Origin of the sequence: Bacillus mesophilus, from assembly GCF_011008845.1 — a bacterium.
Classification (GTDB): Bacteria; Bacillota; Bacilli; order Bacillales; family SA4; genus Bacillus_BS; species Bacillus_BS mesophilus.
In genome coordinates, this window is the sequence record NZ_JAAIWM010000004.1 from 276,880 (window position 1) to 302,227 (window position 25,348).

Below are 25,348 nucleotides of genomic sequence, written 5' to 3' on the forward strand. Positions count from 1 at the left end.
TGCACGATGTGGCGTGTAGTCTTTCGCCTCAATCACGTAAAGACGCCAAACTTTTGGCGTCTTTTTTATTGATTTCCCCTCAATAAAAATGATAGAGCACTCCTTAATGGAGTGCTTTTTCATTTAATTTGCTTTAATAAACATTTGTACCCAAGCACCGTGATAAAAGCCTACTCCAATTGTATCAAACTCCGGCTTTAAAATATTAGCCTTATGTCCAGGAGAATTCATCCATGCAGTCATTACTTCCTGAGGAGTCTTCTGACCTTTAGCAATATTCTCTCCAGCAGTAGTATAGCTAATACCAAACGTCTTCATCATTTGGAATGGTGAACCGTAGTTAGGGCTTGTATGTGAGAAATAGTTGGAATTAATCATATCCTCAGCTTTTTTATGTGCCACTGCCTTTAAATCTGCACGATGAGTTAAAGGCCTCAATCCCTGCTTTGCTCTTTCTTGATTTACTAGTTGAGCAACTTGATCTTCAAATGCGTTGTGATTTGACGCAGTCTCCTTTAAACGAATTACTTCTCCGACATGCATATTCGTTGGTTCAACATCAGGATTAAGTCTCATTAACTCCCTATAATCCAGGCCATATCTCTTGGCAATAAACCAAAAGGTATCTCCAGGTGAAACTTTATAGTGAGAAAACGGTGGTTCACTAAACATTTTAATCTGTGCGCTTGAATACACTGGGAATAGTAGTAAACTAACAAACATTATAGCGACAATTCTTCTTAACATTTCTTTCCTCCACATTTCAGATTATGTTTCATTCAAGACTTATTTTGTCGCCATTTCAGTACGATAATTCATTTTTCACAAAAATTTTATATGGTTGTTTTCTTTTTGGATTACTAACTACAACTATTTTGTTTAATAGATCAAGAATCTGGATTTTTTTGTAGTTGCAAGGAAAAAAAAGAAGAAGCCACCTTGGACTCCTTCTTACATCTATCGTACATTCTCTTTAATTTGTAATAAATTTAATAAATGATCTAGCTGCTGACTTGAAAGGACAGTTTCAATATTGGTCAATCCCTTTTTCAAACCAAGTTGCGTCATTTCTTCTCGTTTTTTTTCGATTTCAAGTATAAGCTTTTCTTTATTCATTACAACCCGTCCTTTTTTCAACTACGCCTTTCTATTATGACAATTTTTGATTAGCTTGAAAATCAATTCGACGAATGTTGTCATAATAAGACAAAAAAACAACCTTTACTCAATCGAAAGAAAGATGAAAACCTGCACAAATTGCTATGAATCACTCATACAATACATTACCTTCTCTTTGACCTTTGACTTATAAAGGAGTGAACATATGACAATTTCTCAAAATAACAAAATTAACCCAAAGTTATTCTTAACCTCATTAGGTAATCCACTTTCTAATCAAGATTTATTTAGAACGAATTATATAAAAGAGTATATGGACCAACAGAAAGTAATGAACCAAACATTGAGTAAGTCAATTTTAGAAGTTAACCATCAGATGCATGATACTAAGTTAGAACAACAGCAATATTTTAAACAGTTATTATCAAAGCATGAGAATACAAGCTATGAACTACAACATCGTCTAGGTGATCAAGAACAAACCAGTCAATCCATATTAGATAGAATTTCTCATGTTGAACAATTAAGTCATGATTTGAGAAAAAAAATGGATAATGATGAACTAATGAGTCAGGTTATATTCGATGGTTTAAACTCTCAAGACCAGGTCACTCAGGAGCTGTCTAAGCATTTAAAAACAAATGATCAAACACTAGACTTCATTCATCAACAACTTGTAAGTCAGGAAGAATTATGTAGAACTCTAACTGAAAAACTAGAGATTCAAGAAGCCTTTCATCAAACCTTAATGGAGCGTCTTGATAGCCAAGAAGCTCTTACCCAAAAAATTTCAAGACAGCTTGAATATATAAAGAGCATTATATTTGAACGGTTCTCGACCCTAACCGAGAAGTTAGAGAGCAGTGTTAAATTTACTTCGAGCCTCTTTCGCCCAAAAACGAGCACTGAAACAAATTACAGTGAACTGGAAAATGAAGAGGTAAAAGAGACAGCAAAACAGTAAAACCGAGACAGGTGTCTCGGTTTTACTGTTTTGCTAGAGTTTAATTAACAAACCATACATGTTTAATCTTATCGTTCACTATTTCATATATAGCAACTGCTTCTGCTTCAATGCCATTAGCTCTACCAGTAACATGTTCATGATCAATTACAATATGATCTTTAACAATTCTAGAATTTAAGGCTGCATGTTGATTTGGATTATTTATAAATAATTGAGCATATCTATTTTTGAATTCTTCCATTCCTGAAAGCATTACCTTATTAGAGGGAAATTCCCGTACAAGTACATCTTCACTATATACTGAAATAAATGCTTCAATGTCCTGTTTATTATAAGCATCCAACTGCTTTTGTGCCAATTCTTCTGGTTTTAACATACCTTTTCTCCTTCTATTTCCATATTCACAAATGTTTGTACAGAGCGTCTTTGCTCGTCATAATATTCTTCGAACTTATTATCAGTATAGAGTTTAATTGTTTTTCTCCAAAATGATTGTGCACGGTAATTTGTTTCTGTTTGCGTGATTTTCCATTTTCCACGATATAAATCAAACGATTTTAAAGCAGCATCATGACCTAACCCTAAACTACCGTATCGCTTCAAAATAAAGAACTGATCAATCCGAAAGTCAAATTCCTTATCTAATACCCTTTCCACTATAGAAAATCCAGCTATATTGCCATCGTATATAATGAAGTACGGATGAAGGTTTGGGTTGATAAAGTAATCATCTATTCGATTGAAACCATATTTCCCTTCACTTGAAACATCTAGTTTTAAGATTGGACTAAATTCATACACATAATATTCAAGTAGATTTGCAAGTACTTCTTTTTCTTTTACCATTACTTCTCTTAACTGAACCACCTGGTTTCCCCCATTTTCCCTTGCTGACGGTATATGTCTCTCGTCTCTCCAACTTTTTCAATACTACCTGAAAAATTGTTCTCTCACTTGTCTTTACTCTTTAATGCTATTTCGGCCATCTTCATAATACTTTCTTTCGACTTCGCACCTGCAATAAACCTGGCAGGATGAGCAAAGATTGCGTCATTGATACCAATTATTCTATTCAAATCTTCCGCATCTCTACCCGCCCACTCTTGTGGTAAATCTTTGCGGGCTTCAAACGTATTTCTTCCAACAGGTACTACTTGGATTAAATAACCTTTTCTCGGGTCCTTATAAATTACAAATTTAACTTCTTCTTCACGGTCAATATCTAAAAGTGTTCCTTGCCAAGGACAATGCTGCTCTAATACAAGTAGTTCCTTTTGGGTTCTTTCTGCATAGGATTTTTTAATAATATCTACGGCAGCTAATCTTGATAGTTGATCTTCCAACAAATTAACAAAAGAGCTTCGTGCATACTGAACCGCTTTATTAAATTGTTCATTTTCATCCTCATCTTTATTCCATCTTGGATTAAAGCGTTGGATATCTGAGGTTAAATCTGGAATGATAATATCACGTGAATAGCGAACCCCATTGTCGATTGCATCCAAACCTTGTATGTATTGTTCATCAATATAATTGAACACTCTGTTTATCGAAGTTGCAGAGAATCCCTTTTTTTCTAAAAGTAATTTCCCAAAGTCTCTCCAAACTAATCCTGCAGCAGCATAAGGTATTCCGTTTTCTCGATATTCCTTGTCATTCGTATGATGATCGTATTCCCCGCCCCCTACATCAAATACAACATCACAGGTTGCTAGAACTGCCTCTTCCCTAGACCTAACTAATTCTAGTGGACCGTAAAGTTCATCTAAAATGATATAAGCCATTACATCATCTGCATGAAAGCTTCCACTATGTGTCCCTACTTTTTTTATTTCCATTTTAAAACCCACCTTTTTTGTCTGAGTTGATTACATATATTTATTTATTTTTCCCTATCCTTGTCGTTTTACCAGCGCTTGTTTTCTTACCCTATTTTACCTCTTATAATATGACCGGTATAACGGAGAATAAAAATTAGATTATGCCAATTTCCTATTAGTTAGCGTCAACCATTTAGATCAACATTTAAATACAAGAACAAATAAAAGGAGTGTAAGTCCATGGATATCATCGATCAAAAAGATACCAAAGCTGGAGATGAGGTTTATGTAATCTATCATAACCCACATACAGCTTCTGTTGCTAATGTAAAAAAAGCAGAGGTTGTACAACATCCACATGACTCCAGTAAACTCGCTCTATTTCTTCATGAGACCTTTCACGTGATTGAAGATGACGATGCCCTATTTAGTTCTGAACAGGCAGCAGAGACAGCTTATCAAGAGCTATATGGAGATCAGCCAACATTATAACACCACTTGACTAATGAACAAAAGGCGCAAGCGCCCCGGCAGATGAAGACAGGCTAAGTTCGAAACGTCCTGTTGCAAAGCCTGCCTGACCTGCATCCTGCAGGCCTCCGTCAAGCAAATGTTCCTTCGAGAAAAAAGGGGTGGGTTTCCCCTTTATTCTTGAAGGGTTATCCCGGTCTAACTGGCGCTAACTAAAGGAATATAAAAAATTAGATTGAATTATAGCGCCAGTAAGACCCCGATTGGTTCAAACTAACCATCAGAAATTCACTGATGGAAGTTTCACTGTATCTGACCTAGGAAAAAGTGTGCTCTTTTTCCCTCGAGGTAGGATGAAATTGCAAAGATCATCGCAATTTCATCTTGGCTGGGTGCTGGAGCTAGATTAATCCAAACTATTGAGACTAAGCATTCCAAAAATTTTATACTTTCCTATAAATCAAGAAAAAGAGGCAATGTCTCTGTTTTTTAGAATTTTTTAAAAAATACTGACTTTTATAATCGTAATGTTCTATAATGTAATTTAATTAGTAACACGAAATAACTTTTTATAAAGGGGACATTACGTATGGAGAAAACAGTAGTTAAGCGACCTAGTCGTTCAGAGGTTTCAGAACAATCAACATGGAAACTAGAAGACCTATTTGCAACCTATCAAGATTTTGAAGCTGCAATCGAAAAGGTTCTCACAGATCTTCCAACTGTTACACAGTTTAAAGGAAAGCTTGGTGAGAATTCTGAGCAGTTATTAAAATGTATCAAAGCTCAAGAAGTGCTTCAGGAAAAAGTGGTTCGAATCGCAACTTATGCAAATTTACGCATCTCAGAAGATGGTACCAATCCTGTAAACCAGTCTGATTCTTCAAGAATTGGTTCTGTTTTATCAAAAGTGGGGGCAGCGTTTTCTTTTATAAATTCTGAGTTATTAAGTCTTCCTGACGGTAAAATCGAGTCATTTCTGTCTGAAAACGATGAACTTTCTACATACAAAAAAGTATTAGAAGACATATTAGCTTCTAAACCTTATCAGTTACATCCTCAAACAGAAGAAGCACTAGCATTACTTAGTGAAGTACACTGTTCTCCATATATGATTTATCAACGCAGCAAATCATCGGATATGCAGTTCCAATCAATTGTGGATGCACAAGGTAATGAGCAACCTGTATCATTTGCATTATTTGAGGATCATTATGAACTGTCTCCTGATACTGATTTACGGAGAAAGGCTTTTGAGTCATTCACTTCAACACTAAAACAGTATAAGAACACCTATGCAGCAACATATGCTACTGAAATAAATAAGCAAGTAACACTTTCAAAATTACGTGGGTATGATTCTGTTACTAATATGCTTCTTAAGCCTCAACAAGTTTCAGAAGAAATGTACATTAATCAGCTTGATGTGATTCAACAAGAATTAGCTCCACATATGCAGAAGTTTGCGAGATTAAAGAAAAAAGTACTTGGACTTGAAACCCTAAGATTCTGTGATTTAAAAGCTCCTTTAGACCCTGACTTTAACCCATCGACTACCTATGAAGAAGCGTCTAAAATTATTTTAGAATCTCTTCAGGTAATGGGACCAGAATATGTAGAGATCATGGAGAAGGGATTATCTGAGAGATGGGTTGACTTACCAGATAATATCGGTAAATCTACTGGTGCATTTTGTGCTAGCCCATATGGCTCACATCCGTTTATTCTCATGACGTGGACTGACACGATGAGGGGAGCATTTATTCTTGCTCACGAACTTGGTCATGCCGGTCACTTCTACCTGGCAAATAAATATCAAACAATCTTAAATACTAGACCATCTACTTATTTTGTAGAGGCACCATCAACTATGAATGAATTATTACTTGGTCAACATATTCTAGAAAATACAACAGATCCGCGAATGAGAAGATGGGTAATCCTTCAGTTCCTTGGCACATACTATCATAATTTTGTTACTCATTTGCTAGAGGGTGAGCTTCAAAGAAGAGTATATCGTTTAGCTGAAGAAGGTAAATCAATCACTGCAACAACATTATGTGAGCAAAAGGCAGATGTTCTTTCTTCATTCTGGGGAGATACAGTGGAAATTGATGAAGGAGCTTCACTAACTTGGATGCGCCAGCCTCATTATTATATGGGCTTATATCCTTACACCTATTCAGCTGGATTGACTGTTTCGACAGCTGTTGCACAACTAATCAAAGAAGAAGGTCAACCCGTCGTTGATAGATGGTTAGAGGTTTTAAAAGCGGGTGGTACTAAAACTCCACAGGAATTAATTAACTATGCAGGATTAGATATGACTAAGCCAGATGCAATTAAAAAGGCAGTGGCTTATGTTGGTACTCTTATTGAAGAGCTTGAAAGAAGCTTCGACTAACAGGTTGAAACTCATAAAGAACATCCTTGATTTTTAGCAATGCAAAAACCCCTTTTCTAGTTTACCTTGAAAAGGGGTTTTTTCTGATTACTTACTTTAGGTGGTCTTAGTAAAGAATGAAACTCAATCTTTGTGAACCTAAAACAATGAAAGCCCTACCTCTCCTCCATCCTTATGACTCCGAGGTCATGCCAGTTGAGAATTAGGAATAGAAAATTAAACAATACAGTCTTCTATTAAGATATAGTTTATTTGGGATCATGGAAAAGTCTTAAAAATTAAGTGGATACATTGAAGGGATTGCTTTATTCTGCTACGGAGTGGTTATGAATAACTTGCAATTCTTTTTCTGAAGATTCCATTTGACTGCTGCAAATAGGACATGTTGTAATTTCTTTACTTCTAAAATTATCTCTTACCCAGCAATTACATGAGTCTGATGTGCATTCCCATACTTTAGTTACAGCCATTTTAATTTCTTCCATCGGTTTTTTTCCAAATACCATTACTTTTGCCCCCTATACAATAAGAGTGATGAGATCTCACACTTATTTTTCTTGTAGAATCAAAAATACAGTTTGTTTTGCTTATGGTTTGAAGCCAATTCCTTTTAACTTAAACATAAACGTACCAAAATGTTACTGCTTTCCCATAAAAACCGCCAACATTTATAGTATATGCTAAATACTCATAAAAAAATCACATATTGTAAAAAAGTACCAAAATATGATCACTTTTTTAATATATGTGAGAAATTCAAAAAGTAATATTTAGCTTAAGAATATATTATATAACAGATTACAGAAAATAGCAAATCGGTACTTTTATTGCAGATACTCTGGCGGTTCTTGTTTATGCCCTTTTTTTGTTACTTCCTCAAACAAAGGATTCTGAGATGAAGTTGATTGTTTTGATTGAGTAACACTTGCTGTAGGTTTTTTCACTGTGATTTTACTTTCACCAGTCGTTTTATAGACAACCTTTGTTTTCGGAATTAACGAATCAATATACAGCCTTAGTTGTTGAATATCTTCCCTAATATTATTGAGGTCTTCTTTTGTTGCGGTTTGTTTATTCTGTTTTAATACAAACCCAACTTGGCCATTAGGTTCTAATGTTGCATACTCTACATTATTTAGGTTAGGTATATTATTTTGGCGAAGCTGCATTTCTAACTGGTCTACTGTCATTCTTAATTTTTTAAGATTCTTCTTATTTATTGTTCCATTTTCTATTAGTATTTTGGACTGCCCAGTAATAAATTTTTCCAAAAAATCAAATTTCACCTGTAAAAATTCAACTAAAACTAGAGTCGCCACAAGCATAAAACCTACTAACCCGGTCATCCACACATTTTTCCCTACAATTGGCTGTACTAACAAAGAACCTAAACCAATCATAATCACAACTTGTGCGATTGTCATTTGAGAAATTGATTTACGTCCAGCAATTCTGAGTAAGAGTGTGCCGCCTATGACAATTATTGCCGCTTTCCATAGTAAGCTCCAATCCATTATTGACCCTTCTCCCTTTTTATAAGATAGTATTAAAATAACTCATATAGGGAGTTTATATTCAAGCGTATAACCCTAATGGGGAATAGTTCAGACATAAAAAATAGAACCTTCTATCCAGGGGTACATGAATAGAATAGCTCTATTTGAAGTAAAGTAACGACTATACATTCAGCAAAAACGGTCGTATAGATGTAGTCGATTGATCAACTATGTCTGTTTCATCAACTCCCGTTATGCTTCTTTTATTACTAACGTTAATTAATGACCCAGTATTAAATCCACCGGATCCTCCTTTATTTTGTGAAGCACCATTTGGTGAGATACGAAACGCATCTCCCACAGTGAATGCACCGTCACCTACATTCTGTATATGAATCCCACCAACAAAAGAAGGCATAATTGATTCTCCTTTTAAAATAATAGTCACATCTCGTTTTGATTAATCTATGGCCTAATACGGTAAAAGGTGAATACTTATTTATCCTGTTAGAACGTCCTCGCTCGGATATTTAATTTTTTCTTTCTTCGGTTTACCTAAGGAATATACCATTGTAAGTGGACCTAACTTACCAAAAAACATAACGATAATAATAACAATTTTTCCAATAGGTGTTAAGGTATATGTTAAACCAAGTGTTAATCCAACTGTTCCAAACGCGGAAACGACTTCAAAAAATATAAATAACAATGGGGCATTCTCCGTTAAGCTCAATATAAAGATTCCCACCATTACAAATAATAAAGAAATGACACTAATTGATAGTGCTTTTACAATTAAGCGTTCTTTGATCGTTCTTCTTAAAACGACAATGTCTTCTCTGCCTTTTAGAAAGGATATTACACTAAACACTATGAGAATAAAGGTCGTAAGCTTAATTCCACCACCAGTCGACCCACTTCCTGCACCTATGAACATTAGAATAATAATCAGAAGAATGGTAGGTTCCTTTAATGCTGCCAAATCTAATGTATTAAACCCTGCGGTACGAGGTGCGACTCCCTGAAAATATGAAGCCCATATTTTCTCCATAAATGAAAGTGAACCTAAAGTGTGCGGGTTATTGTATTCAATAAAGAAAATCGCCATCATTGCAAAAACATTTATAAGTAACGAACCCCAAAGCATCAGCTTTGTATGAAGGGATAAACGTTTAAAGCTATTTTTATTTTTCAGATCCAATAAAACGGTAAATCCTATTCCTCCTATAATAAATAATAGAGAAATAACAATATTTACGATAGGATCTCCCACATAGCTAATTAAATTATCTGGCCAAAGCCCAAACCCAGCATTATTAAAGGCGGAAACAGCGTGAAACAAACTATAATATAAGCCATCTCCCCATCCGTATTCCGGAACCCATCTAATTGCTAAAAACATCATAGCTATAAGTTCAATTGAAAAAGAGAAGATAAATAAATACTTAACTAGGTTAATAACGCCCCCAAGAGAGGTTTGATTTAAGGCCTGCTGAACAAGGATTCTTTCTTTCATCCCAATTTTTCTTCCTAGAACCATGAAGATTAGAACAGCAAAGGACATAATCCCCAGTCCACCAATTTGAATTAAACATAAAATAACAACCTCTCCAAAGGTTGTATAGACTGTCCCAGTATCAAAGACAACTAATCCGGTCACAGTCATCGCAGATGTTGCCGTAAATAACGCATCAAGCCACGTTATAGAATTATTGGTAGCAATCGGGAGTTTTAATAATATTGTGCCTAATAAAATAAACACACTGAACACAAGAACAAGCAGCTGCGAGGGATTCATTTTAATCCATTTACGATTTATCATTGTATGACCTCAACTTAGATATATTAGTACTGTGAAGAATCATACTCCCGTTAGGAAAAATTGTAAAGAAAAATAATTAACATAAGACAACTTAGTAACCTTGTATGCTAATAGTATCCATAATCATGGAGGTGTAACAGATTATGAAGCAAATGGACTTGGGGTTTATTTGTTTTGTTGGTGGTTATCTGCTTCAAGACTTGTGGTTATATGTGGGGTTACCTCGTATCTACTATTGGGAGTTAAATCGTGAATCTATTTTAGATGATGACGATAAAAAATCAGCTTAACATTTAAACTTAAGAATTCTTTCAACCTATGACTTGTTAATCTTCAATTCTTTTTTCAAAAAAAGGACAAATCCCTTCCTTGTTCACATAGACATGTACTAAGTGAATATAAAGGGAGGAAAAGGGATGAGATTTTTAATCGTTAAGCGAAGATGGCTGATCTATACAGGATTAAGTCTAGTGCTAATTATGTGTAGCATTCTATTTTTTAGGCCTAATGCTTTACCAGTCGATGGGAACACTGATGTAGAGCATGATCTGTATACCTTCCACATGGTTACTGGTGAATTTTCCTCAAAAACTGAAAACGGTGGAGAAATTGAATCTTACAGATGGGATCCAGGAACCATTGTTGTTCCAAAAGGTGAGGAAATTAAGCTTAGTATATTAGGGGTAAATGGAAAAGAGCATCCGTTTTTCATCGAGGGTACGAATGCCAAAGGAGTTGTAAAAAAGGGTGAAGAAACAATTCTAACCCTAAAGTTTTCGAAAGAAGGCACATACAGACTAATATGTACTGCTCACCCTGACAAAGATCATAACGGTCCTATGATTGGGTATATTGTAGTTGATTAAGGATACTTACCTAGTTTTTTGAAGCTTGAGAATCAAACAAATTCTCAAGCTTTTTTCTATGATTTTGATAGCTCTTGTATACATTCCTCTCTTATTTTCCATAAATCATCTTTATTAAATGTAGAGGTTAAATTGTTTTGATTAATCCATTCGGGTAGATATGAACGATGAAATTGCACCTTGTACTCACCTATCTGTGCTGGACTTATTTCTATCTCTGTCAAGAAACTACTTATAGGTTCACCCGTAATTGCTAATCGGGTGAAATCATATCTCTGAGAGCTATATTTTAAATAACAATGCGCTTCCGGTATAGAATGGAGTTTATACTTATCTAATACACTCCCAACTCCTGGGGTATTCCTCTCATTCATCTCATATATACCCGTGTATAATGTAACTTCCTCGACCTGATGTTCCAAGCATAGTGCAGCAAGTAACGCATGCTTCGTGCTACACGTTCCCTTTCGTTCACTTAAAACAAGATTATAATGATCTCGACTAGTGTTTCTTCCATAAGGTAAATTACCTACAAATAGTAAGGCTCTATGAAAATCACCAATACCCATGTGCAAAAACTCCGAAGACACCTCTCCTTTACTCTTCAATTCAAAATTAGGTAGTAGATTCAAGTTCAATATGTTTTCCCCCAATAAATCATTAATCTCTTAAGTGCGTTATTCTAATTGTTCGTCATTGTACCAAAAAAACCTCTAAAAAAGAGTCAATAAAAGAACCGAGTATAGAGGAATACTAACTCCCTACACTCGGTTCTGCATATTTTTACGATGATGTACCCGTCTCTTGTTCTTTTTCTTCCTCAGGATCAACATTTGAAGTTCTTAATGGAATTTCCTTTAAGAAGAAAGTAGTTATGACAGCAACCACTATAATCACACTTGAGAACAAAAACACACCAGATAACGCTACGCTCAATGCTTCTCTCATCAGCTGGATAAACTGTTCAAAAAATGCATGCATTTGCTCTGGAATCTTGTTTTTTATTTCTGCCAAAGCCTCTGGGTTCATAAGCAGTTGTGGATCCTGTAACTGCTCTATATTTGGAGGTATTTCTCCTCCCGTCCCCTTTGCGGGTTGAGGTAGCTCTGCTTGCTGAATTTGCTCAGTTAAAATTCTTCCCATAATAGAACCCATTATCGCTACTCCGATCGTCCCGCCTAACTCACGAAATAACTGTGAAGTTGCAGTTGCCACACCAAGATACTTATGTTTTACTGCGTTTTGTACCGTTAAATTAAACACAGGGAAAGTTACTCCTAATCCGAAGCCAATTACCATAAGGTTTATAATCACATTAAACAATGTAGAATCAGCAGTTAGCTGTGAATTCATATAAACACCTATGGCCATTATTACCAATCCAACAATCGCCATAATTTTATATTTACCAGTCTTTGTGATCAAAAATCCAGCTGTACCACTTGAAACCACCATAGCGATGGTCATTGCCATTTCTACAAGACCTGAGGTTGTTGCAGATGAACCTGCGACTCCTTGAACAAAAAATGGAACATACATAATTACACTAAACATACCTATTCCTATTAGGAATGACACTATATTTGAAATAGTAAAGACACTATTCTTAAATAAAAATAATGGAACAACTGGGCTTTTCACTTTAGATTCAATGATAATAAAAGCAACTAATCCTAAAATACTGGTTCCAAACAATCCAATAATCTGAGGTGAAACCCATTCATATTTTGAATCAGCCCACGTAAACCCTAACAATAAACTCACTAAGGTGATTGTTAAAACTAAGGATCCAAGGTAATCTACGGATTCTTTCTTAGTACTCTTTATAACCGGGTAAAGCCTTGATATTAATATGAAGGCGATCACACCAAAAGGTAAAAACACCCAAAACACCCAAGACCAATCAAAATTATCAACGATATAACCACCTAACGTTGGTCCTAATAAACTAGCTAAACCAAAGGTACCACCGAGGATTCCTTGCCATCTTCCCCTTTCACGAGGAGAAAATAAATCCCCTACAGTTGCAAAGGAAATGGACATTAACATCCCACCACCAAAACCTTGAATACCTCTATAAATAATTAACTGAATAATATCCTCTGAGAATCCACTTAATAAAGAACCTGTACTAAATATGATAATCCCAACTTGCAAGAAAATCTTACGCCCATAAATATCAGATAGTTTACCAACTAAGATAGCAGTAATACTTGATGTAAGCATGTAAATGGTAAACACCCAATCAAAATAATCTAGTCCACCGATACTAGAAACAATTTTAGGTAATGCAGTTCCTACAATCGTCATATTTAATGCAGAAAACAACAATACTGATACAACTGCCACCATTATGGTAATCTTTTTTTTCATATCTAAATGTTCCATTTTTTTACTCCTTTTCAATCGATACTTTTAAATCTATATATTGCTGCAGCCTATTAAGAACTGAGGATTCACCGTCCAAGGTTTCAGCAATGTATAATATGATTCCCCGCACAATTGAAACCCGTATATCACTCCGAGTAATCTCTTCACGTATAACTGAGATACCTTCTAAAAGATGTACTTTTTCTTTCTGCTGTAATGCTTGACCTTCAATATTAACTTCAAGTGAATCAAGCACTTCCTTAATTTTTTCGTCAAAAGAGATATGCTGGGAACTATTTTTTACATGAAATACCTGTTCCATCTCCTCTGCTTTAAAAAGAGTAGGTAGTTCATTATGATACAAGAGATCCTGAACAGTCCCTGTCAATCGCTTTGAGATGAATTTTGATGCTTCTAATAAATCGTATTTTACATCCTCAAAGATTAATAACGTCATAAATTCTTTAATTAGACCATTAAACACTAAGACCAACTCCCATATATATGGCTTTATTTCATCACCATACGTTCTTAGTAATGATCGATATTGCCAGGAGATTACCCTTTGTCTCATGCTATACTTCATTTGATGAATATTCTCTTTATTAATCTGAAACGCGGGATCTGTCATTTGCATTTTAATAAAATCCTTGTGTTTTAAAAAAGAATCAAACTGCACATAGATTTGTTTTATAAGCTTTTCTTCCACGGTAAGACTAGGATCTGCCTCAACCAAGAAAACCATCTCAAACATCTGTGCTTGATTCTGTTCGGTAATGAAGGATAATAGCTCCTCCTTTGATTTAAACTCAGCATACAAAGAACCTTTAGCAATATTTAATGCATTAGCCATTTCCTGCATGGTTGTGGCATGATAGCCTTTTTCCGCAAAAAGCTTTGTAGCCACCTCAATAATTTGATTTTTCCTATTCATCCAATCTCTCCACCCTGACCATAAGGTCAAATAATGACCTGTTCGTTCATGTATTTTAATATAGTGCGTTGACTACCTTCGTGTCAACCAAAATATTCCAAAAATATAATCAAGTTTAGGCGAGGGCATTTTTAAAATTAGGACTTCATCTATATTTAAATACCCTAAATAACAAAAAGAGCCCTGTAAAATACTAGGCTCTTACCTGAAAATCTATTAGTTTTTCATCTACCCAATTTAATAATAAATCCTGTTTGTTGTTAGCAACAAGAGTCAGACGATGAAGCGGTCTAGTCATAGCAACATATAGTAGTTTAATATCTACATCTGTTAAGGTATAGCGATCATCTAAACTTACAATAAATACACTATCAAATTCTAAACCCTTTGCTATATAGGAAGGAACGATGACAACCTTTCCACTTTCCATTTCATCCATCTCTACTAACAAATTCGTTTCAAGCAGGTTGCTGTGTTTGAAGGCTTTATGTAGTTCTCTTGCATCTCGCTCTGTCTTTGTAATAATCGCAAAGTTTTTACAATGATCCTCTTGATCCTTCTCTATCTTATCTACAATAGAGCGGACAATATCTTGTCTATCTTGTCCTTGTATGAATAGAGGTTTTACTCCATGCCTAACAACTGGCTCTACTTTCGGAACATCCTCTTCCATTAAATCCAAGATCTCATTTGCTGTTTTCATAATTTCTACAGTAGTTCGGTAGCTCTTTTGCATCGTTACATAGTTAGCACGCGGAAACACTTTCTTGACTAGAATATCCCAATCAGTCATACCGCGGTACGCATGAATACCTTGAGCAAGGTCACCGACAATTGTAAACATATCAGTACCTAGGAGTGCTTTTAACGCTGAAAATTGAAAGTAACTATAGTCCTGCGCCTCATCTATTACTACATTTCTAGCTTTTAATTCCGGTGTAATCCCAAACAAGTAGTGCTGTAAATATAATAAAGAGGCTAAATCCTCAACTTCAAACTGATTCTTTTTTAGCAGAGTTTCTTGATAGTTAAGAAAGGTATGTACTTCATTTTTAGTTAGAACACCTTCTGATAATCTAGTAAATGTTTGAGGGTTTAAGAATTCTCTGTAATAGTCCAGTAACGATTGTTTAGGAAAGTTTTTCATGTAGTTCGTCACAGAGGACCTAATTTCCTTATTTAATTGATTAACTCGGGTTTCTTTCTCATCCATACACGCAGAAACCTTAACTCTTCTCTTTAATGGCTCTTTAATAGATAAGGCCACATCAAGCTTATGCTCATAAATTGCTTGGACTTTGTGAAGCATTTGCTTCTTCTTTCGCCTAACATCACCTTGAAGTACTTTTTTGATTCTTTCCACACGACGGTAGTAAGGGAGATAGTTATATTCATCTTGAAACAAGTGTTTAATTTTACGAGCTGTCATCAATCTGAATCTTTCTACAGCAAAGTCCTCATCAGGATAAAAGGAAGCCTGAATCTCTTTCATATACCTTTCAATCATCTTTTGGTACTGAAAAGAACCTTTAAAATTAGTCACCCATTTTATAGTTTCAGCAATCTTTGGCTCCTCACTAACAATGGCTACTAATTTCTTTTCTTGCGGAATGACCTTTAGTTTTTTCCCGATTACATCCTGTACATAATCCACATAAGTCGTTTGTCTAATCCGGTCAACACCCAACTCGGGAAGGACATCGGAGATATAATCAATGAATAAACGGTTTGGTGCAATAACCATCATATTTTCAGGATTGAATTCCTGACCAAGTGTATAGATGAGGTAAGAAATACGATGTAAGGCGATCGTCGTCTTTCCACTTCCCGCTGCTCCTTGGACAATAATGGGCCTGTTTAAGTCTGCACGAATAATCTCATTTTGCTCTGCTTGGATCGTCGAAACAATTTCACTTAACCGGTTGTCGGAGCTTTTCGCTAAAGAATCTTGAAGCAACTCGTCATTAGTTGTTAAATCCACATCGCGATAGCTCTGAAGAGAACCGTCGACAATTTCATATTGCCTTTTTAAAGAGAGAAAGCCCTCATACATTTCCCCTTCAGCTTTATATTCAACATCCCCGAGACGACCATCATAATAAACATTTGCAATAGGTGATCTCCAATCAACGATGATTGGCTGCTGTGACTCTCGATCAAAAACGGAAGCCTTCCCTATATACAGGATTTCTTCCGTTTGTCGGTCGTCATGTTTAAAGTTAATTCTAGCAAAATAAGGCTTAGGTCTTATTTTTTTAAGATTCCTTACCTCTTCAGCTGAGCGTTCCATAAACTGTGCATTTGTTAATATGTTTGTATAGCTTAAACTGCTATCAAGCCAGTCAAGATCTTGAAATGCTTCAGAGATCTTTTCTCGGTAATTCTCTTTAGAAGTTTCCGTCGCAATGATGATCGATTCTATATAGTTCTTGGTAAACAACAAACGCTTCAGCTCATCTTGGTAATCCGGGTGTTCCGATAAGGACATGGACGATCTCCTTTCAGTTCAAATTGAATGGAAAACGATTATTATGCCAATTAGACTTCCATTGGATTGAAAAGCTTTACCTCAGGGTTTTTCTCTTGAAACCATCTTAGTGCAAATTCGTTTTCAAATAAAAATGCCTTCTTCTCATAACGATCTCTTACAAGTAGGCTTCTTGAATTGGAGAGATTTTCAGACACTTCTCCATCGACCCATCTAGCAATTTTAGAGCCTATTGGTTGAATGATAATGTCAACGTTATATTCACCCTTCATTCTGTGTTCAAACACTTCAAACTGAAGCTGACCAACAGCACCTAGGATATACTCCTCAAGCTGAACAGAACGGAAGAGCTGAATAGCACCTTCTTGAACAAGCTGAGATAGTCCTTTTTGGAATTGCTTTTGCTTTAGAACGTTCTTCGCCGTTACTTTGATATATAATTCAGGCGTAAATTGTGGAAGTCGATCATACTGAAACAGATCCTTTCCGTCCACTAATGTGTCACCAATTTGATACGTACCCGGATCATATAAACCAATAATATCCCCGGCTACTGCCTCATCTACCGTATTTCGATCATCAGCCATAAACTGAGTAGATTGTGAAAGCTTTACTTGTTTTCCGGTACGCGCAATCGAAACGTTCATTCCTCTTTCAAATCTGCCTGAACAGATGCGTAAAAAGGCAATCCGATCTCGGTGAGCAGGGTTCATATTAGCCTGTATTTTGAAGATGAATCCAGAAAAAGGTGCTTCTGTTGGATCTATATCACCTTCACTTGAATGACGTGGTTGTGGTGAAGGTGCTAGCTCTATATAAGTATCAAGGAAGGTTTGTACACCAAAGTTAGCTAATCCACTTCCAAAGAATACTGGAGTTAGCTCTCCCCGTTGAATCTTCTCTTTTGAAAATTCATTTCCCGCTTCACTTAGCAATTCGATTTCCTCTAAACATTGTGCATATAAACTAGACTCAACAATAGGAGCATTTTCATCTGCTTTTCCATTATCATCTAAAGGGATATATCTATCCTTTTCATCCACACGCACCTGTTCAATCCGATTGTAGAAACGATCATATACCCCAACAAACTCCTTGCCCATTCCTATTGGCCAATTCATTGGATATGACTCAATCCCTAATACTTCTTCTAGTTCAGCAAGCAGTTCAAGTGGGTCCTTACCAACACGATCAAGCTTGTTCATAAATGTAAAAATCGGAATTCCTCTTTTTTTACATACCTGAAATAACTTAATAGTTTGGTCTTCAATACCCTTAGTTGAATCAATTACCATCACGGCACTATCAACAGCCGTTAGGGTACGATATGTATCCTCACTAAAGTCTTGGTGTCCAGGTGTATCTAAAATGTTAATGTTTCGGTTCTTATAATTAAATTGCATAACACTTGATGTAACAGAGATTCCACGTTGCTTTTCAATCTCCATCCAATCCGAGGTTGCAAATTTTCCTGACTTCTTTCCTTTTACTGTCCCAGCATCACGAATAACGCCACCGAATAGCAGTAATTGTTCAGTTAGTGTTGTTTTCCCCGCATCCGGGTGAGATATGATTGCAAAGGTCCTACGTGACAATATTTTATCTTTTATAGATTCTGTTTTCATGCCGTCCCTCTTTTTACAGAATTTTTCAAATCAGAATGATAATCGTACCAAAAAATGCAAGAAAAGTCAATGTTGAAGCGCTTTTACTCAATTTAAAAACTACCGATACGGTAGTTTTATATATTATTTCTTATTCACTGCAAGATCAATATGTGCGAGATGGTGCTTTCCATGCCATTCATACAGGAACAATGCAGTTGACAATGAAATCCGCCCTATTTCTGGATGAATAAATGCCTTGTTAAAGTCTTCTTGTTCAAGAGAACTTAATAAATTACCCCATCGTTCATGCACTCCCTCAATAATAGATAAGGAAGAAGAAATTCCCCCTTGAGTATCTGAGAGTTCTGCCCAACTCTTCTCATCATATGGTTTGATTGTAGGATCCTCTTCCGTTAATGCAAGCTTGAATCGAATAAAGCTGTTCATATGGCTATCAGCTATATGATGAATCAGTTGTCTAACATTCCATCCTCCTTCACGATAAGAGAGACTGAGCTCATGTTCTGATAAATGAATAACCATTTTCTTTAACTCATTAGGTAATTCTGTAATTGCTTTAATTGCTGTTATAATAGTATTTTCATAAATTTCATCTTGTAATTTAAATTTCCCAATCGGATACTGTAATTGCTCCATACTTTCGTTCCTCCCTACTAAATATGTATCTATATTCGATTGGAGAGGTAAGAACTCCTTTATTTAGACAGCGTTACGGATGATGTTCTTCGTTACGTAAGCCGAAATTAAAAAACTATCGACAAGGCGATAGTTTTAAGCAATCCTATTTTACATCTTCAAAATAGTCCTTGTAGAATCCACCAACGGTTCCAGTATTATCTACAAGGAAGTAAAATTCCTCAGTTTCATTTTTAACCTCGTAAACCTTACCTGATGTTAGTACATTTGACACCATATATTTTTCTGCATTTGTATGTACACATTTTACTTGTTTTACTGTTTCTCTATCTTTCCAATCTAAATGAATCATATTAGTCCTCCTAGCTGTAACTGTTTTAATTATCATACACAAAAAGTGCCATTATTCAAAGAGTGGTTTTTATATTTTGGTTTAAACTCCAATATAAGGGGGCATTGTTCCAAGAATAACTTCCTCTCCCTAAGATGTAACCCTACTTAAACCAACCTCTTCTCTTGAACCATAAATACATACTACATCCAATTGTCGCCATGAGTGAAAGAATAAGGAAATATCCTATGTCCCATTTTAATTCTGGCATATAGTCGAAATTCATTCCATAAATACCTGCTATAAAGGTTAAAGGCATGAAGATCGTTGTTATGACAGTTAAGGTCTGCATGATTTTGTTTTGTTGATGGGCCGTTAAAGATAAATAGCTGTCTCTTAAATCATTTGTAATCTCACGGTTAGAGTCTACCATTTCTGATAGCTTCAACAAATGATCATATATATCTGAGAAATATTCTTTCCGTTCAATAACCTCATCCAATTTATGAGAATTTAGAACACGATATAATAAATCTCTCATAGGATTAATCGTATGACGTAAGGAAATTAATTGACTTTTAATGTTAAACAACAAATCTAATTGTTTTTCATTTGAATCAACTCGACGTTTCTCTCCCAACTCGTCCAACGCATCCTCCAATTCATACAAAATTGGAAAATAATTATCAACTGCCTTATCAAGCAAATGATGAAAAACAACGTAATGATTCCATTTGTTAATATTATGACTTGCAACTGAGATTAATTTATTCCAGACTTGATTAATTTCTTGAAGATCACGATAGTGAAAAGTAACAATGTAATTCTCACCTATAAATATACTAAGTTCATCCTTTTTTAGATTTTGATTAAGAGCATGTACAATAAAAAATGTATGATCATGATAGTAATCTAATTTAGGTCTTTGAATCGTATGATTGATGCAATCTTCAATTGCTAAAGGATGAAAGGAAAACGTTTTTGTTAGAGTCTGGACTTCTGCATCTGTTGGATCAGTAAGGTCAATCCACATCCATTGATACATCGTTGGATCAGGTGGAATGCTTTTGCCGATTTCCTTCTCTCCATTTTGTTTAATTAAGAATGACTGAAGCATAAAGTACTCCTTTTACCAAGTAAGTCGTACTTAAACAATTAACATATTAAGTGAATATGTGTCAAAAAAGAACGAAAAAAACCATAAGTTTTTCTACTTATGGTACGCAGTAACTACTACTTGTATATATTAACGATTATTTTATTTTTTTAACTGATATGGCTTGAGTAGTTTTATTAATTTTTAAGGAGTTCATTTCTTCTCCGTTCAATAACCCTAGTTGAATAGCAGCCTCAATTTTTTTCTCATCTGGTCTCTTGACGAACTGGATACAATCCTTCAAATTCAATTGCTCTAAATGTTCAACGGTTCTTTCATCATCAAAGCTTTCAGAGACTCTAATTTGACGCTGAATAAAATAATCACCAATTGTAACCTCTGCCCTAGTATTTGATCCTGACTGCTCATCAAAAAAAGCATGGAACACCTGTTTTATCTTGTCCATTTCTTCTTTGGCATCTTTGGATAATTTACCAAGTAAAACATATCGTTCTAAAAGTTTTTCTGAGATGCTATTTTCACTAATCTGATTTGCCATATAAATCCCTCCTCCACATACCTGCTTCATCATATGAGGGAGAAGGGGAAATCATTCTTTTAATGCAGGGATAGATTGAAGAAATTTTCAAACAGAAAAGGAGCCACAATAGTGACTATCCTTTCCATGCTATTATTCTACTCTGGATTACGTAACGCCTCTAATACAACCTGCACATCATAACCAACCTGAAAGTCATATAGTTCACTAGGTTTCCCATGTATAGCATCCACAAATGATGATAGTAATTCATCCCAAAATTGATTTGGCTTTACATCTAGTTCGTCATATGTAGTTCCGTTTTTGCCTGCCTTGATCTTCATTACGTCAACATGAGAAATGGTACCTTCACTTCCATACGCTGTTAAGGTTACATGCTGTTCTTCAATTCCGGCTATTCCACTAATTCCATTTAGAATCACTGGTGTTCCATCTTTTAATCTCATACTAACAATAATACCAGTTTCAGATAAATTCAAATCAATAGGAAGCTCTATTTCACTTTGAATGCTAGATAATTGCCCGAAGTAACGTTGAATGAGTTGAATAAAATGACCAGCGACTTCAAATACAAATCCACCTTGTTCTCAACTATTAATCAAATCATTCTCTTGCCACGGTCTTGGCCATTTCGGAAACTTCATGTTCAGTTCAATTCTACGCAAGTGTCCGATGTATCCACTTTCTAGTAGTTCTCCAAACTTGCGTGTATTGCTTAGATAATTAATAGGAAAATTAATTGCGTGTATGATGTTTGCTTTCTTTGCTAATTGAAGCATATTTGCTGCTTCTTCAATTGAATTGGCTAGAGGCTTTTCACAAAGAATATGCTTGTTAGCACGTATGGCATCAACCACAATATCATGATGCCATTTTGGTGGAACTGCCACATAAACCATATCTAAATCAACCTGCTGCTCTAACATCGATTTATGATTAGAATAGCCCTTGATCTTATAATGCTCTGCTGCTTCCTTTACCTTTTCTTGATTAGTGTCGCAAACTGCAACCAATTCTACAGAAGGATGCTCCGAGAAAACTTTAACCATCCTTCACCAAATGCTCCAATTCCTATGATTCCTGCTTTTACCTTAGTCACTGTTGAACTAGCTCCTCTCGACTCCTAAAGAAATTCGACCAGTAGGTTAAAGCATTTTGAGGAGTTAAATCTGCTAATCTACAAACAGCTAAGGCAAATTCTACATAGGCATCTCCTTTTGCTGTTATAATGTTTCCATCTACGACCATTCCTGTATCTAAGAACTTATCTTTATTAAATACAGTGAACAACTCCAAATCTGTAGTAACTGAAGTAGTAAACTTTCTATCTCTTAGAATACCGGCGTCTGCTAGAAGTAAAGTTCCGTAGCATATTGCTCCGATTAGTTTGTTTTGTTCATTAAGCTGAATTAATACATTTTGCAAAGTTTCATTACCCAATATTGAAGGAGCATCCCCCCCTGGAATAATGAATACATCCACATCATTCACATCTACTTGTTCAATCAACATATGTGGTTTAATGATAAAACCTTCAACAGCCTCAACTTCTGCAGCCCCTAATGAAACTGTTACTAGTTCATGTGATCTCCCTTTAATCCACCCTACTAAATCTGCCTCAAAATGAGCATAACCATCATAGACTAAAACGTAAATCTTCATTATTTTTATCTCCTTCTAAACAGTAGTTTTCTATTTCTAATTTCCATAATAAGAAAAAAATGGATACCAAAAAAGAACCAATTTGATATAATTTTATTAGCCCAGTAATAAAAAGGAGGCTTACATTTTGGATCTCTTTTACACCCTTGACTTAAGTCAAAATGATTATAAATTTAAATATCAAGCAATCTACCATTTTCTAAGAGAGTTAATCCTTGAAGGTAAGGTTCAAACCGGTACACGTTTACCATCCAGTCGTGTACTAGCTTCCAAATATGAGGTTAACCGAAATACAATCAAGCTTGTATATGAAATGCTGGTTGCAGATGGTTATATTAGCACGATTGAGGGTAGTGGTACTTTTGTAGCTTACTCACCTCAAAATCTTAACTTAATAGAAAAAACAAATAAGAAAATTCAACTTTCAACTCGTAGTCAAAAAATTATTGATAAGAAAACGCAACCTCCTTCAAAAGAAAAAATCGAAGTCGATTTTAGGGGCTCTGGCTTTTCACCAAACATTACCTATTTTCCATTAGACGATTGGAAAAAGACAATCTACCAAGCGGCAAGGGATTTAAATTTCTTGGTAGTTGAAGAGCAATATGATATTAAGGGCCTACCTGCTTTAAGAGAAGCCATTTCGTCTTACTTAAATCGGTCACGTGGCATGATGATTAAGCCCAACCAGGTTGTTATTATTAACGGTATTATGCAAGGAATAACAATACTCTCCCAACTTCTCATTGACGTCGGAGATCATGTTGTCGTCGAAGAACCTTCTTTTACCTCTATAAAAAACAACTTTATGACCATGGGTGGAGAATTAATTCCAGCTCCTATAGAAACACAAGACTTTCAGGTAAGAGATTGGGAAAGTCGGCTTATTTATGTAACACCTAGTCATCAATTCCCAACAGGAAAGGTAATGTCTATTAATCAGCGAATTAACCTTCTACAATGGGCAAAAAAACATAACTCGATTATTATAGAAGATGACTATGACAGTGAATTCCGAAGAAAAGGGAGGTCTGTTGAACCCCTAAAAGTCCTTGATTTTGAAGAGCGTGTTGTTTTTTTAGGAACCTTTGCAAAAAGCATACTTCCCTCACTTCGAATTGGTTTTGCTGTTTTGCCACCAGACTTAGTAGATGACTTTCTTAAAATAAGAAATTTAGGCGGCGAATACACCACTTCCATACTAGAGCAAATGGCAGTTGGACTGTTTATTAAATCAGGAAAGTTTGAGCGTCATTTAAGAAGACTTAACAGAATCTATGCTCAAAAATATGATGTCCTACTACAAGCTATTAAGAAATACCTTTCAAATGCTTTTGAATGGAACGAGACAGATGCAGGCTTACATTTATTTGCTACTTGGAAACACTCCGCTCAAGACTATATTATCTTTGAGAATGAATGTTTAGTAAGAGGGGTTGTGTGGGAAACAGCCAATCATTATTACATAAATCCGCCACCACAACCGAAAGTAATTATTGGATTCGCACACTTATCAGATGATGATATTATTAAAGGATTTCAACTTATGGGCGAAGCTTTCAAAGCCATATCCTCTACAAATGATATAGAAAGAAAAAGAACCCTTAACTAAGGGTTCTAAGGTACGTTACCTTTCTCTAAGATATTTGACCACGAATCACCGTAATCTTCAGTCCTCCACACGTCTCCAGCAACAGTACCAAAACTAATTTCCTGTTCATGTAAGGGATTAACAGCTAAATATAAAATGGAATCCCCTTCACTTAATGTAGGAAGTGGAATTTGTTTAGTATCATCTGATTCCAAGGACTGTTCTAATAAACTCTCCTCTCCATCTGCTGTTACATAAAGAATAGACTCATCTTTAATAAAGAACGTGCCTATTGATCTTTCTTCAGATATGAGAGAAAATGTGTTTCCGTTATTGTGAGAGAGAAACAATCCTTCTGGGGTGGATATACCTACTATTTTTGCTAATCTAGGGTGAGTGGCAAGTGAATGGGCTGATGCTTGTGGCAATCCCTCTAACTCACTCTGCATCCATACTTCCCCTCCGTCGAGGCTATAGTATAAACCTGTACCAAGTTTACTATTTGGAACTGTGTTAACCACATAGATACTTGGAGTGTAATAACTTGCGGACATATGATGAAAGTCAGATTCTCCATAAAAACTTACTTTTTCTATCGTTTTTCCAAAATCCTCACTTTTTAATAAACCAAGTGGATTTAAAAGCGTAGACCCCTCTTCTGGATGACCGCTACTGTAAAAGCCCTCAGATGTTGCTTGAAAGCCCATATAGTCATGATTATGTTCCTTTGTCTCATACCAAATACCATTAGAATAAACCTTAAGTCCATGATGAGTTGCAATAAATAAAGCTTCCTGGTTATTTGGATATCCTATCCCATGAATATGGGAGATGGAGTTACTTACTGGCTGAAAAAAGTCATGACCTGCAAAATCAATACCTACTGTTTTTGCCTTCATGCTTTCATGTTGAATCCCTGGTTCAGTTTTATTTTCATGGTCGCTATTGCTATCACTACAAGAGGAAAAGAAGAATAGCAACACAACAGTTAATCCAATAAAAAACACAATATATTTCAACGCTAACACTCCAAATGAATAATTCTTGTCTATAACTATTATTTCATATTCAAAATAAATAAACAAATA

At 35.5% G+C, this 25,348-nt stretch carries 28 protein-coding genes; 6 read left to right on the top strand and 22 right to left on the bottom strand.

Going from position 1 to position 25,348, the window contains the following annotated elements; translation table 11 throughout:
* Window positions 1–123: 123 nt before the first annotated feature.
* Together G4D63_RS13405 and G4D63_RS13410 are read right to left on the bottom strand one after the other, a co-directional pair.
* Window positions 124–747 (bottom strand): CAP domain-containing protein, encoded by a 624-nt coding sequence (locus G4D63_RS13405; protein ID WP_163180157.1) that lies wholly within the window; start codon window positions 745–747, stop codon window positions 124–126.
* 210 nt (window positions 748–957) lie between these two features.
* Entirely contained in the window at window positions 958–1,116 is a 159-nt protein-coding gene (locus G4D63_RS13410) for an aspartyl-phosphate phosphatase Spo0E family protein (protein ID WP_163180158.1), read from the bottom strand.
* 208 nt (window positions 1,117–1,324) lie between these two features.
* Here G4D63_RS13410 and G4D63_RS13415 point away from each other — a divergent pair, with 208 nt between their 5' ends.
* Window positions 1,325–2,083: a hypothetical protein gene (locus G4D63_RS13415; protein ID WP_163180159.1), complete on the top strand. Its 759-nt coding sequence runs from the start codon at window positions 1,325–1,327 to the stop codon at window positions 2,081–2,083.
* A 40-nt stretch (window positions 2,084–2,123) separates the two neighbouring features.
* On the opposite strand, the gene G4D63_RS13420 is transcribed toward G4D63_RS13415, so the two are convergent.
* The 3 genes from G4D63_RS13420 to G4D63_RS13430 form a co-directional block, all read right to left on the bottom strand.
* The gene (locus G4D63_RS13420) at window positions 2,124–2,462 is read right to left on the bottom strand and encodes a nuclear transport factor 2 family protein (protein ID WP_163180160.1); all 339 of its coding nucleotides are present in this window, start codon (window positions 2,460–2,462) and stop codon (window positions 2,124–2,126) included.
* Window positions 2,456–2,953, bottom strand: coding sequence for a GNAT family N-acetyltransferase (locus tag G4D63_RS13425; RefSeq protein WP_163180161.1), 498 nt, complete (start codon window positions 2,951–2,953; stop codon window positions 2,456–2,458). Before G4D63_RS13425 ends, G4D63_RS13420 begins: the two co-directional genes overlap by 7 nt.
* A gap of 83 nt (window positions 2,954–3,036) precedes the next feature.
* Window positions 3,037–3,924, bottom strand: coding sequence for an MYG1 family protein (locus tag G4D63_RS13430; RefSeq protein ID WP_163180162.1), 888 nt, complete (start codon window positions 3,922–3,924; stop codon window positions 3,037–3,039).
* A gap of 222 nt (window positions 3,925–4,146) precedes the next feature.
* Between G4D63_RS13430 and G4D63_RS13435 the strand changes: the two genes are divergently transcribed.
* Together G4D63_RS13435 and pepF are read left to right on the top strand one after the other, a co-directional pair.
* Window positions 4,147–4,398: a transcriptional regulator SplA domain-containing protein gene (locus G4D63_RS13435; protein ID WP_163180163.1), complete on the top strand. Its 252-nt coding sequence runs from the start codon at window positions 4,147–4,149 to the stop codon at window positions 4,396–4,398.
* Window positions 4,399–4,966: 568 nt separating this feature from the next.
* Window positions 4,967–6,781, top strand: coding sequence for an oligoendopeptidase F (pepF, locus tag G4D63_RS13440; protein WP_163180164.1), 1,815 nt, complete (start codon window positions 4,967–4,969; stop codon window positions 6,779–6,781).
* A 305-nt stretch (window positions 6,782–7,086) separates the two neighbouring features.
* On the opposite strand, the gene G4D63_RS13445 is transcribed toward pepF, so the two are convergent.
* From G4D63_RS13445 to G4D63_RS13460, 4 genes are all read right to left on the bottom strand, one after another.
* The gene (locus G4D63_RS13445) at window positions 7,087–7,287 is read right to left on the bottom strand and encodes a cold-shock protein (RefSeq protein ID WP_163180165.1); all 201 of its coding nucleotides are present in this window, start codon (window positions 7,285–7,287) and stop codon (window positions 7,087–7,089) included.
* A 318-nt stretch (window positions 7,288–7,605) separates the two neighbouring features.
* Window positions 7,606–8,295 carry a DUF421 domain-containing protein gene (locus tag G4D63_RS13450; RefSeq protein ID WP_163180166.1) on the bottom strand — a complete coding sequence of 230 codons (690 nt, stop codon included), beginning with the start codon at window positions 8,293–8,295 and terminating at the stop codon, window positions 7,606–7,608.
* 163 nt (window positions 8,296–8,458) lie between these two features.
* The gene (locus G4D63_RS13455; protein WP_163180167.1) at window positions 8,459–8,695 is read right to left on the bottom strand and encodes a spore germination protein; all 237 of its coding nucleotides are present in this window, start codon (window positions 8,693–8,695) and stop codon (window positions 8,459–8,461) included.
* Between the two features lie 81 nt (window positions 8,696–8,776).
* Window positions 8,777–10,099 carry a TrkH family potassium uptake protein gene (locus G4D63_RS13460; RefSeq protein WP_163180168.1) on the bottom strand — a complete coding sequence of 441 codons (1,323 nt, stop codon included), beginning with the start codon at window positions 10,097–10,099 and terminating at the stop codon, window positions 8,777–8,779.
* 143 nt (window positions 10,100–10,242) lie between these two features.
* On the opposite strand from G4D63_RS13460, the gene G4D63_RS13465 reads away from it, so the two are divergent.
* Window positions 10,243–10,389 (top strand): hypothetical protein, encoded by a 147-nt coding sequence (locus tag G4D63_RS13465; protein ID WP_163180169.1) that lies wholly within the window; start codon window positions 10,243–10,245, stop codon window positions 10,387–10,389.
* Window positions 10,390–10,515: 126 nt separating this feature from the next.
* Window positions 10,516–10,965 (top strand): cupredoxin domain-containing protein, encoded by a 450-nt coding sequence (locus tag G4D63_RS13470; protein WP_163180170.1) that lies wholly within the window; start codon window positions 10,516–10,518, stop codon window positions 10,963–10,965.
* Window positions 10,966–11,021: 56 nt separating this feature from the next.
* Here the strand turns inward: G4D63_RS13470 and G4D63_RS13475 are convergent, their stop codons facing one another.
* From G4D63_RS13475 to G4D63_RS13530, 12 genes are all read right to left on the bottom strand, one after another.
* Window positions 11,022–11,603, bottom strand: a complete 582-nt coding sequence (locus G4D63_RS13475) for a hypothetical protein (RefSeq protein ID WP_163180171.1) — start codon at window positions 11,601–11,603, stop codon at window positions 11,022–11,024.
* Window positions 11,604–11,748: 145 nt separating this feature from the next.
* A complete protein-coding gene (locus G4D63_RS13480) occupies window positions 11,749–13,353 on the bottom strand; it encodes an MDR family MFS transporter (protein ID WP_163180172.1) in 1,605 nt (534 codons plus the stop codon).
* A 4-nt stretch (window positions 13,354–13,357) separates the two neighbouring features.
* Entirely contained in the window at window positions 13,358–14,269 is a 912-nt protein-coding gene (locus G4D63_RS13485; RefSeq protein ID WP_163180173.1) for a TetR/AcrR family transcriptional regulator, read from the bottom strand.
* A 193-nt stretch (window positions 14,270–14,462) separates the two neighbouring features.
* A complete protein-coding gene (gene helD / locus G4D63_RS13490) occupies window positions 14,463–16,757 on the bottom strand; it encodes an RNA polymerase recycling motor HelD (protein ID WP_163180174.1) in 2,295 nt (764 codons plus the stop codon).
* A gap of 50 nt (window positions 16,758–16,807) precedes the next feature.
* Complete coding sequence (locus tag G4D63_RS13495; RefSeq protein WP_163180175.1) at window positions 16,808–18,382, bottom strand: peptide chain release factor 3; 1,575 nt, start codon at window positions 18,380–18,382, stop codon at window positions 16,808–16,810.
* Window positions 18,383–18,505: 123 nt separating this feature from the next.
* The gene (locus tag G4D63_RS13500) at window positions 18,506–19,021 is read right to left on the bottom strand and encodes a YfiT family bacillithiol transferase (protein WP_163180176.1); all 516 of its coding nucleotides are present in this window, start codon (window positions 19,019–19,021) and stop codon (window positions 18,506–18,508) included.
* Window positions 19,022–19,166: 145 nt separating this feature from the next.
* Window positions 19,167–19,373 (bottom strand): DUF6501 family protein, encoded by a 207-nt coding sequence (locus G4D63_RS13505; RefSeq protein WP_163180177.1) that lies wholly within the window; start codon window positions 19,371–19,373, stop codon window positions 19,167–19,169.
* Between the two features lie 142 nt (window positions 19,374–19,515).
* Entirely contained in the window at window positions 19,516–20,469 is a 954-nt protein-coding gene (corA, locus tag G4D63_RS13510; protein WP_163180178.1) for a magnesium/cobalt transporter CorA, read from the bottom strand.
* Window positions 20,470–20,605: 136 nt separating this feature from the next.
* Complete coding sequence (locus G4D63_RS13515; protein ID WP_163180179.1) at window positions 20,606–21,007, bottom strand: hypothetical protein; 402 nt, start codon at window positions 21,005–21,007, stop codon at window positions 20,606–20,608.
* Window positions 21,008–21,144: 137 nt separating this feature from the next.
* A complete protein-coding gene (locus G4D63_RS13520) occupies window positions 21,145–21,486 on the bottom strand; it encodes a hypothetical protein (RefSeq protein WP_163180180.1) in 342 nt (113 codons plus the stop codon).
* 108 nt (window positions 21,487–21,594) lie between these two features.
* A complete protein-coding gene (locus G4D63_RS13525) occupies window positions 21,595–22,056 on the bottom strand; it encodes a Gfo/Idh/MocA family protein (RefSeq protein WP_163180181.1) in 462 nt (153 codons plus the stop codon).
* 46 nt (window positions 22,057–22,102) lie between these two features.
* Window positions 22,103–22,669, bottom strand: coding sequence for a DJ-1/PfpI family protein (locus G4D63_RS13530; protein WP_163180182.1), 567 nt, complete (start codon window positions 22,667–22,669; stop codon window positions 22,103–22,105).
* Between the two features lie 127 nt (window positions 22,670–22,796).
* Here G4D63_RS13530 and pdxR point away from each other — a divergent pair, with 127 nt between their 5' ends.
* Window positions 22,797–24,281 (top strand): MocR-like pyridoxine biosynthesis transcription factor PdxR, encoded by a 1,485-nt coding sequence (gene pdxR / locus G4D63_RS13535; protein WP_163180183.1) that lies wholly within the window; start codon window positions 22,797–22,799, stop codon window positions 24,279–24,281.
* Between the two features lie 5 nt (window positions 24,282–24,286).
* Here pdxR and G4D63_RS13540 read toward each other — a convergent pair whose 3' ends face one another.
* Complete coding sequence (locus tag G4D63_RS13540; RefSeq protein ID WP_163180184.1) at window positions 24,287–25,279, bottom strand: F510_1955 family glycosylhydrolase; 993 nt, start codon at window positions 25,277–25,279, stop codon at window positions 24,287–24,289.
* Window positions 25,280–25,348: the final 69 nt, after the last annotated feature.

Coding starts and splice junctions, on each gene's coding strand:
- corA (WP_163180178.1), bottom strand. CDS start 20,469: ATGCTTCAGTCATTCTTAATTAAACAAAATGGAGAGAAGGAAATCGGC.
- G4D63_RS13455 (WP_163180167.1), bottom strand. CDS start 8,695: ATGCCTTCTTTTGTTGGTGGGATTCATATACAGAATGTAGGTGACGGT.
- G4D63_RS13485 (WP_163180173.1), bottom strand. CDS start 14,269: ATGAATAGGAAAAATCAAATTATTGAGGTGGCTACAAAGCTTTTTGCG.
- G4D63_RS13515 (WP_163180179.1), bottom strand. CDS start 21,007: ATGGCAAATCAGATTAGTGAAAATAGCATCTCAGAAAAACTTTTAGAA.
- G4D63_RS13420 (WP_163180160.1), bottom strand. CDS start 2,462: ATGTTAAAACCAGAAGAATTGGCACAAAAGCAGTTGGATGCTTATAAT.
- G4D63_RS13470 (WP_163180170.1), top strand. CDS start 10,516: ATGAGATTTTTAATCGTTAAGCGAAGATGGCTGATCTATACAGGATTA.
- G4D63_RS13410 (WP_163180158.1), bottom strand. CDS start 1,116: ATGAATAAAGAAAAGCTTATACTTGAAATCGAAAAAAAACGAGAAGAA.
- G4D63_RS13465 (WP_163180169.1), top strand. CDS start 10,243: ATGAAGCAAATGGACTTGGGGTTTATTTGTTTTGTTGGTGGTTATCTG.
- G4D63_RS13480 (WP_163180172.1), bottom strand. CDS start 13,353: ATGGAACATTTAGATATGAAAAAAAAGATTACCATAATGGTGGCAGTT.
- G4D63_RS13435 (WP_163180163.1), top strand. CDS start 4,147: ATGGATATCATCGATCAAAAAGATACCAAAGCTGGAGATGAGGTTTAT.
- G4D63_RS13495 (WP_163180175.1), bottom strand. CDS start 18,382: ATGAAAACAGAATCTATAAAAGATAAAATATTGTCACGTAGGACCTTT.
- G4D63_RS13450 (WP_163180166.1), bottom strand. CDS start 8,295: ATGGATTGGAGCTTACTATGGAAAGCGGCAATAATTGTCATAGGCGGC.
- pepF (WP_163180164.1), top strand. CDS start 4,967: ATGGAGAAAACAGTAGTTAAGCGACCTAGTCGTTCAGAGGTTTCAGAA.
- G4D63_RS13505 (WP_163180177.1), bottom strand. CDS start 19,373: ATGATTCATTTAGATTGGAAAGATAGAGAAACAGTAAAACAAGTAAAA.
- G4D63_RS13430 (WP_163180162.1), bottom strand. CDS start 3,924: ATGGAAATAAAAAAAGTAGGGACACATAGTGGAAGCTTTCATGCAGAT.
- G4D63_RS13445 (WP_163180165.1), bottom strand. CDS start 7,287: ATGGTATTTGGAAAAAAACCGATGGAAGAAATTAAAATGGCTGTAACT.
- G4D63_RS13460 (WP_163180168.1), bottom strand. CDS start 10,099: ATGATAAATCGTAAATGGATTAAAATGAATCCCTCGCAGCTGCTTGTT.
- G4D63_RS13500 (WP_163180176.1), bottom strand. CDS start 19,021: ATGGAGCAATTACAGTATCCGATTGGGAAATTTAAATTACAAGATGAA.
- G4D63_RS13405 (WP_163180157.1), bottom strand. CDS start 747: ATGTTAAGAAGAATTGTCGCTATAATGTTTGTTAGTTTACTACTATTC.
- G4D63_RS13415 (WP_163180159.1), top strand. CDS start 1,325: ATGACAATTTCTCAAAATAACAAAATTAACCCAAAGTTATTCTTAACC.
- G4D63_RS13525 (WP_163180181.1), bottom strand. CDS start 22,056: ATGGTTAAAGTTTTCTCGGAGCATCCTTCTGTAGAATTGGTTGCAGTT.
- helD (WP_163180174.1), bottom strand. CDS start 16,757: ATGTCCTTATCGGAACACCCGGATTACCAAGATGAGCTGAAGCGTTTG.
- G4D63_RS13530 (WP_163180182.1), bottom strand. CDS start 22,669: ATGAAGATTTACGTTTTAGTCTATGATGGTTATGCTCATTTTGAGGCA.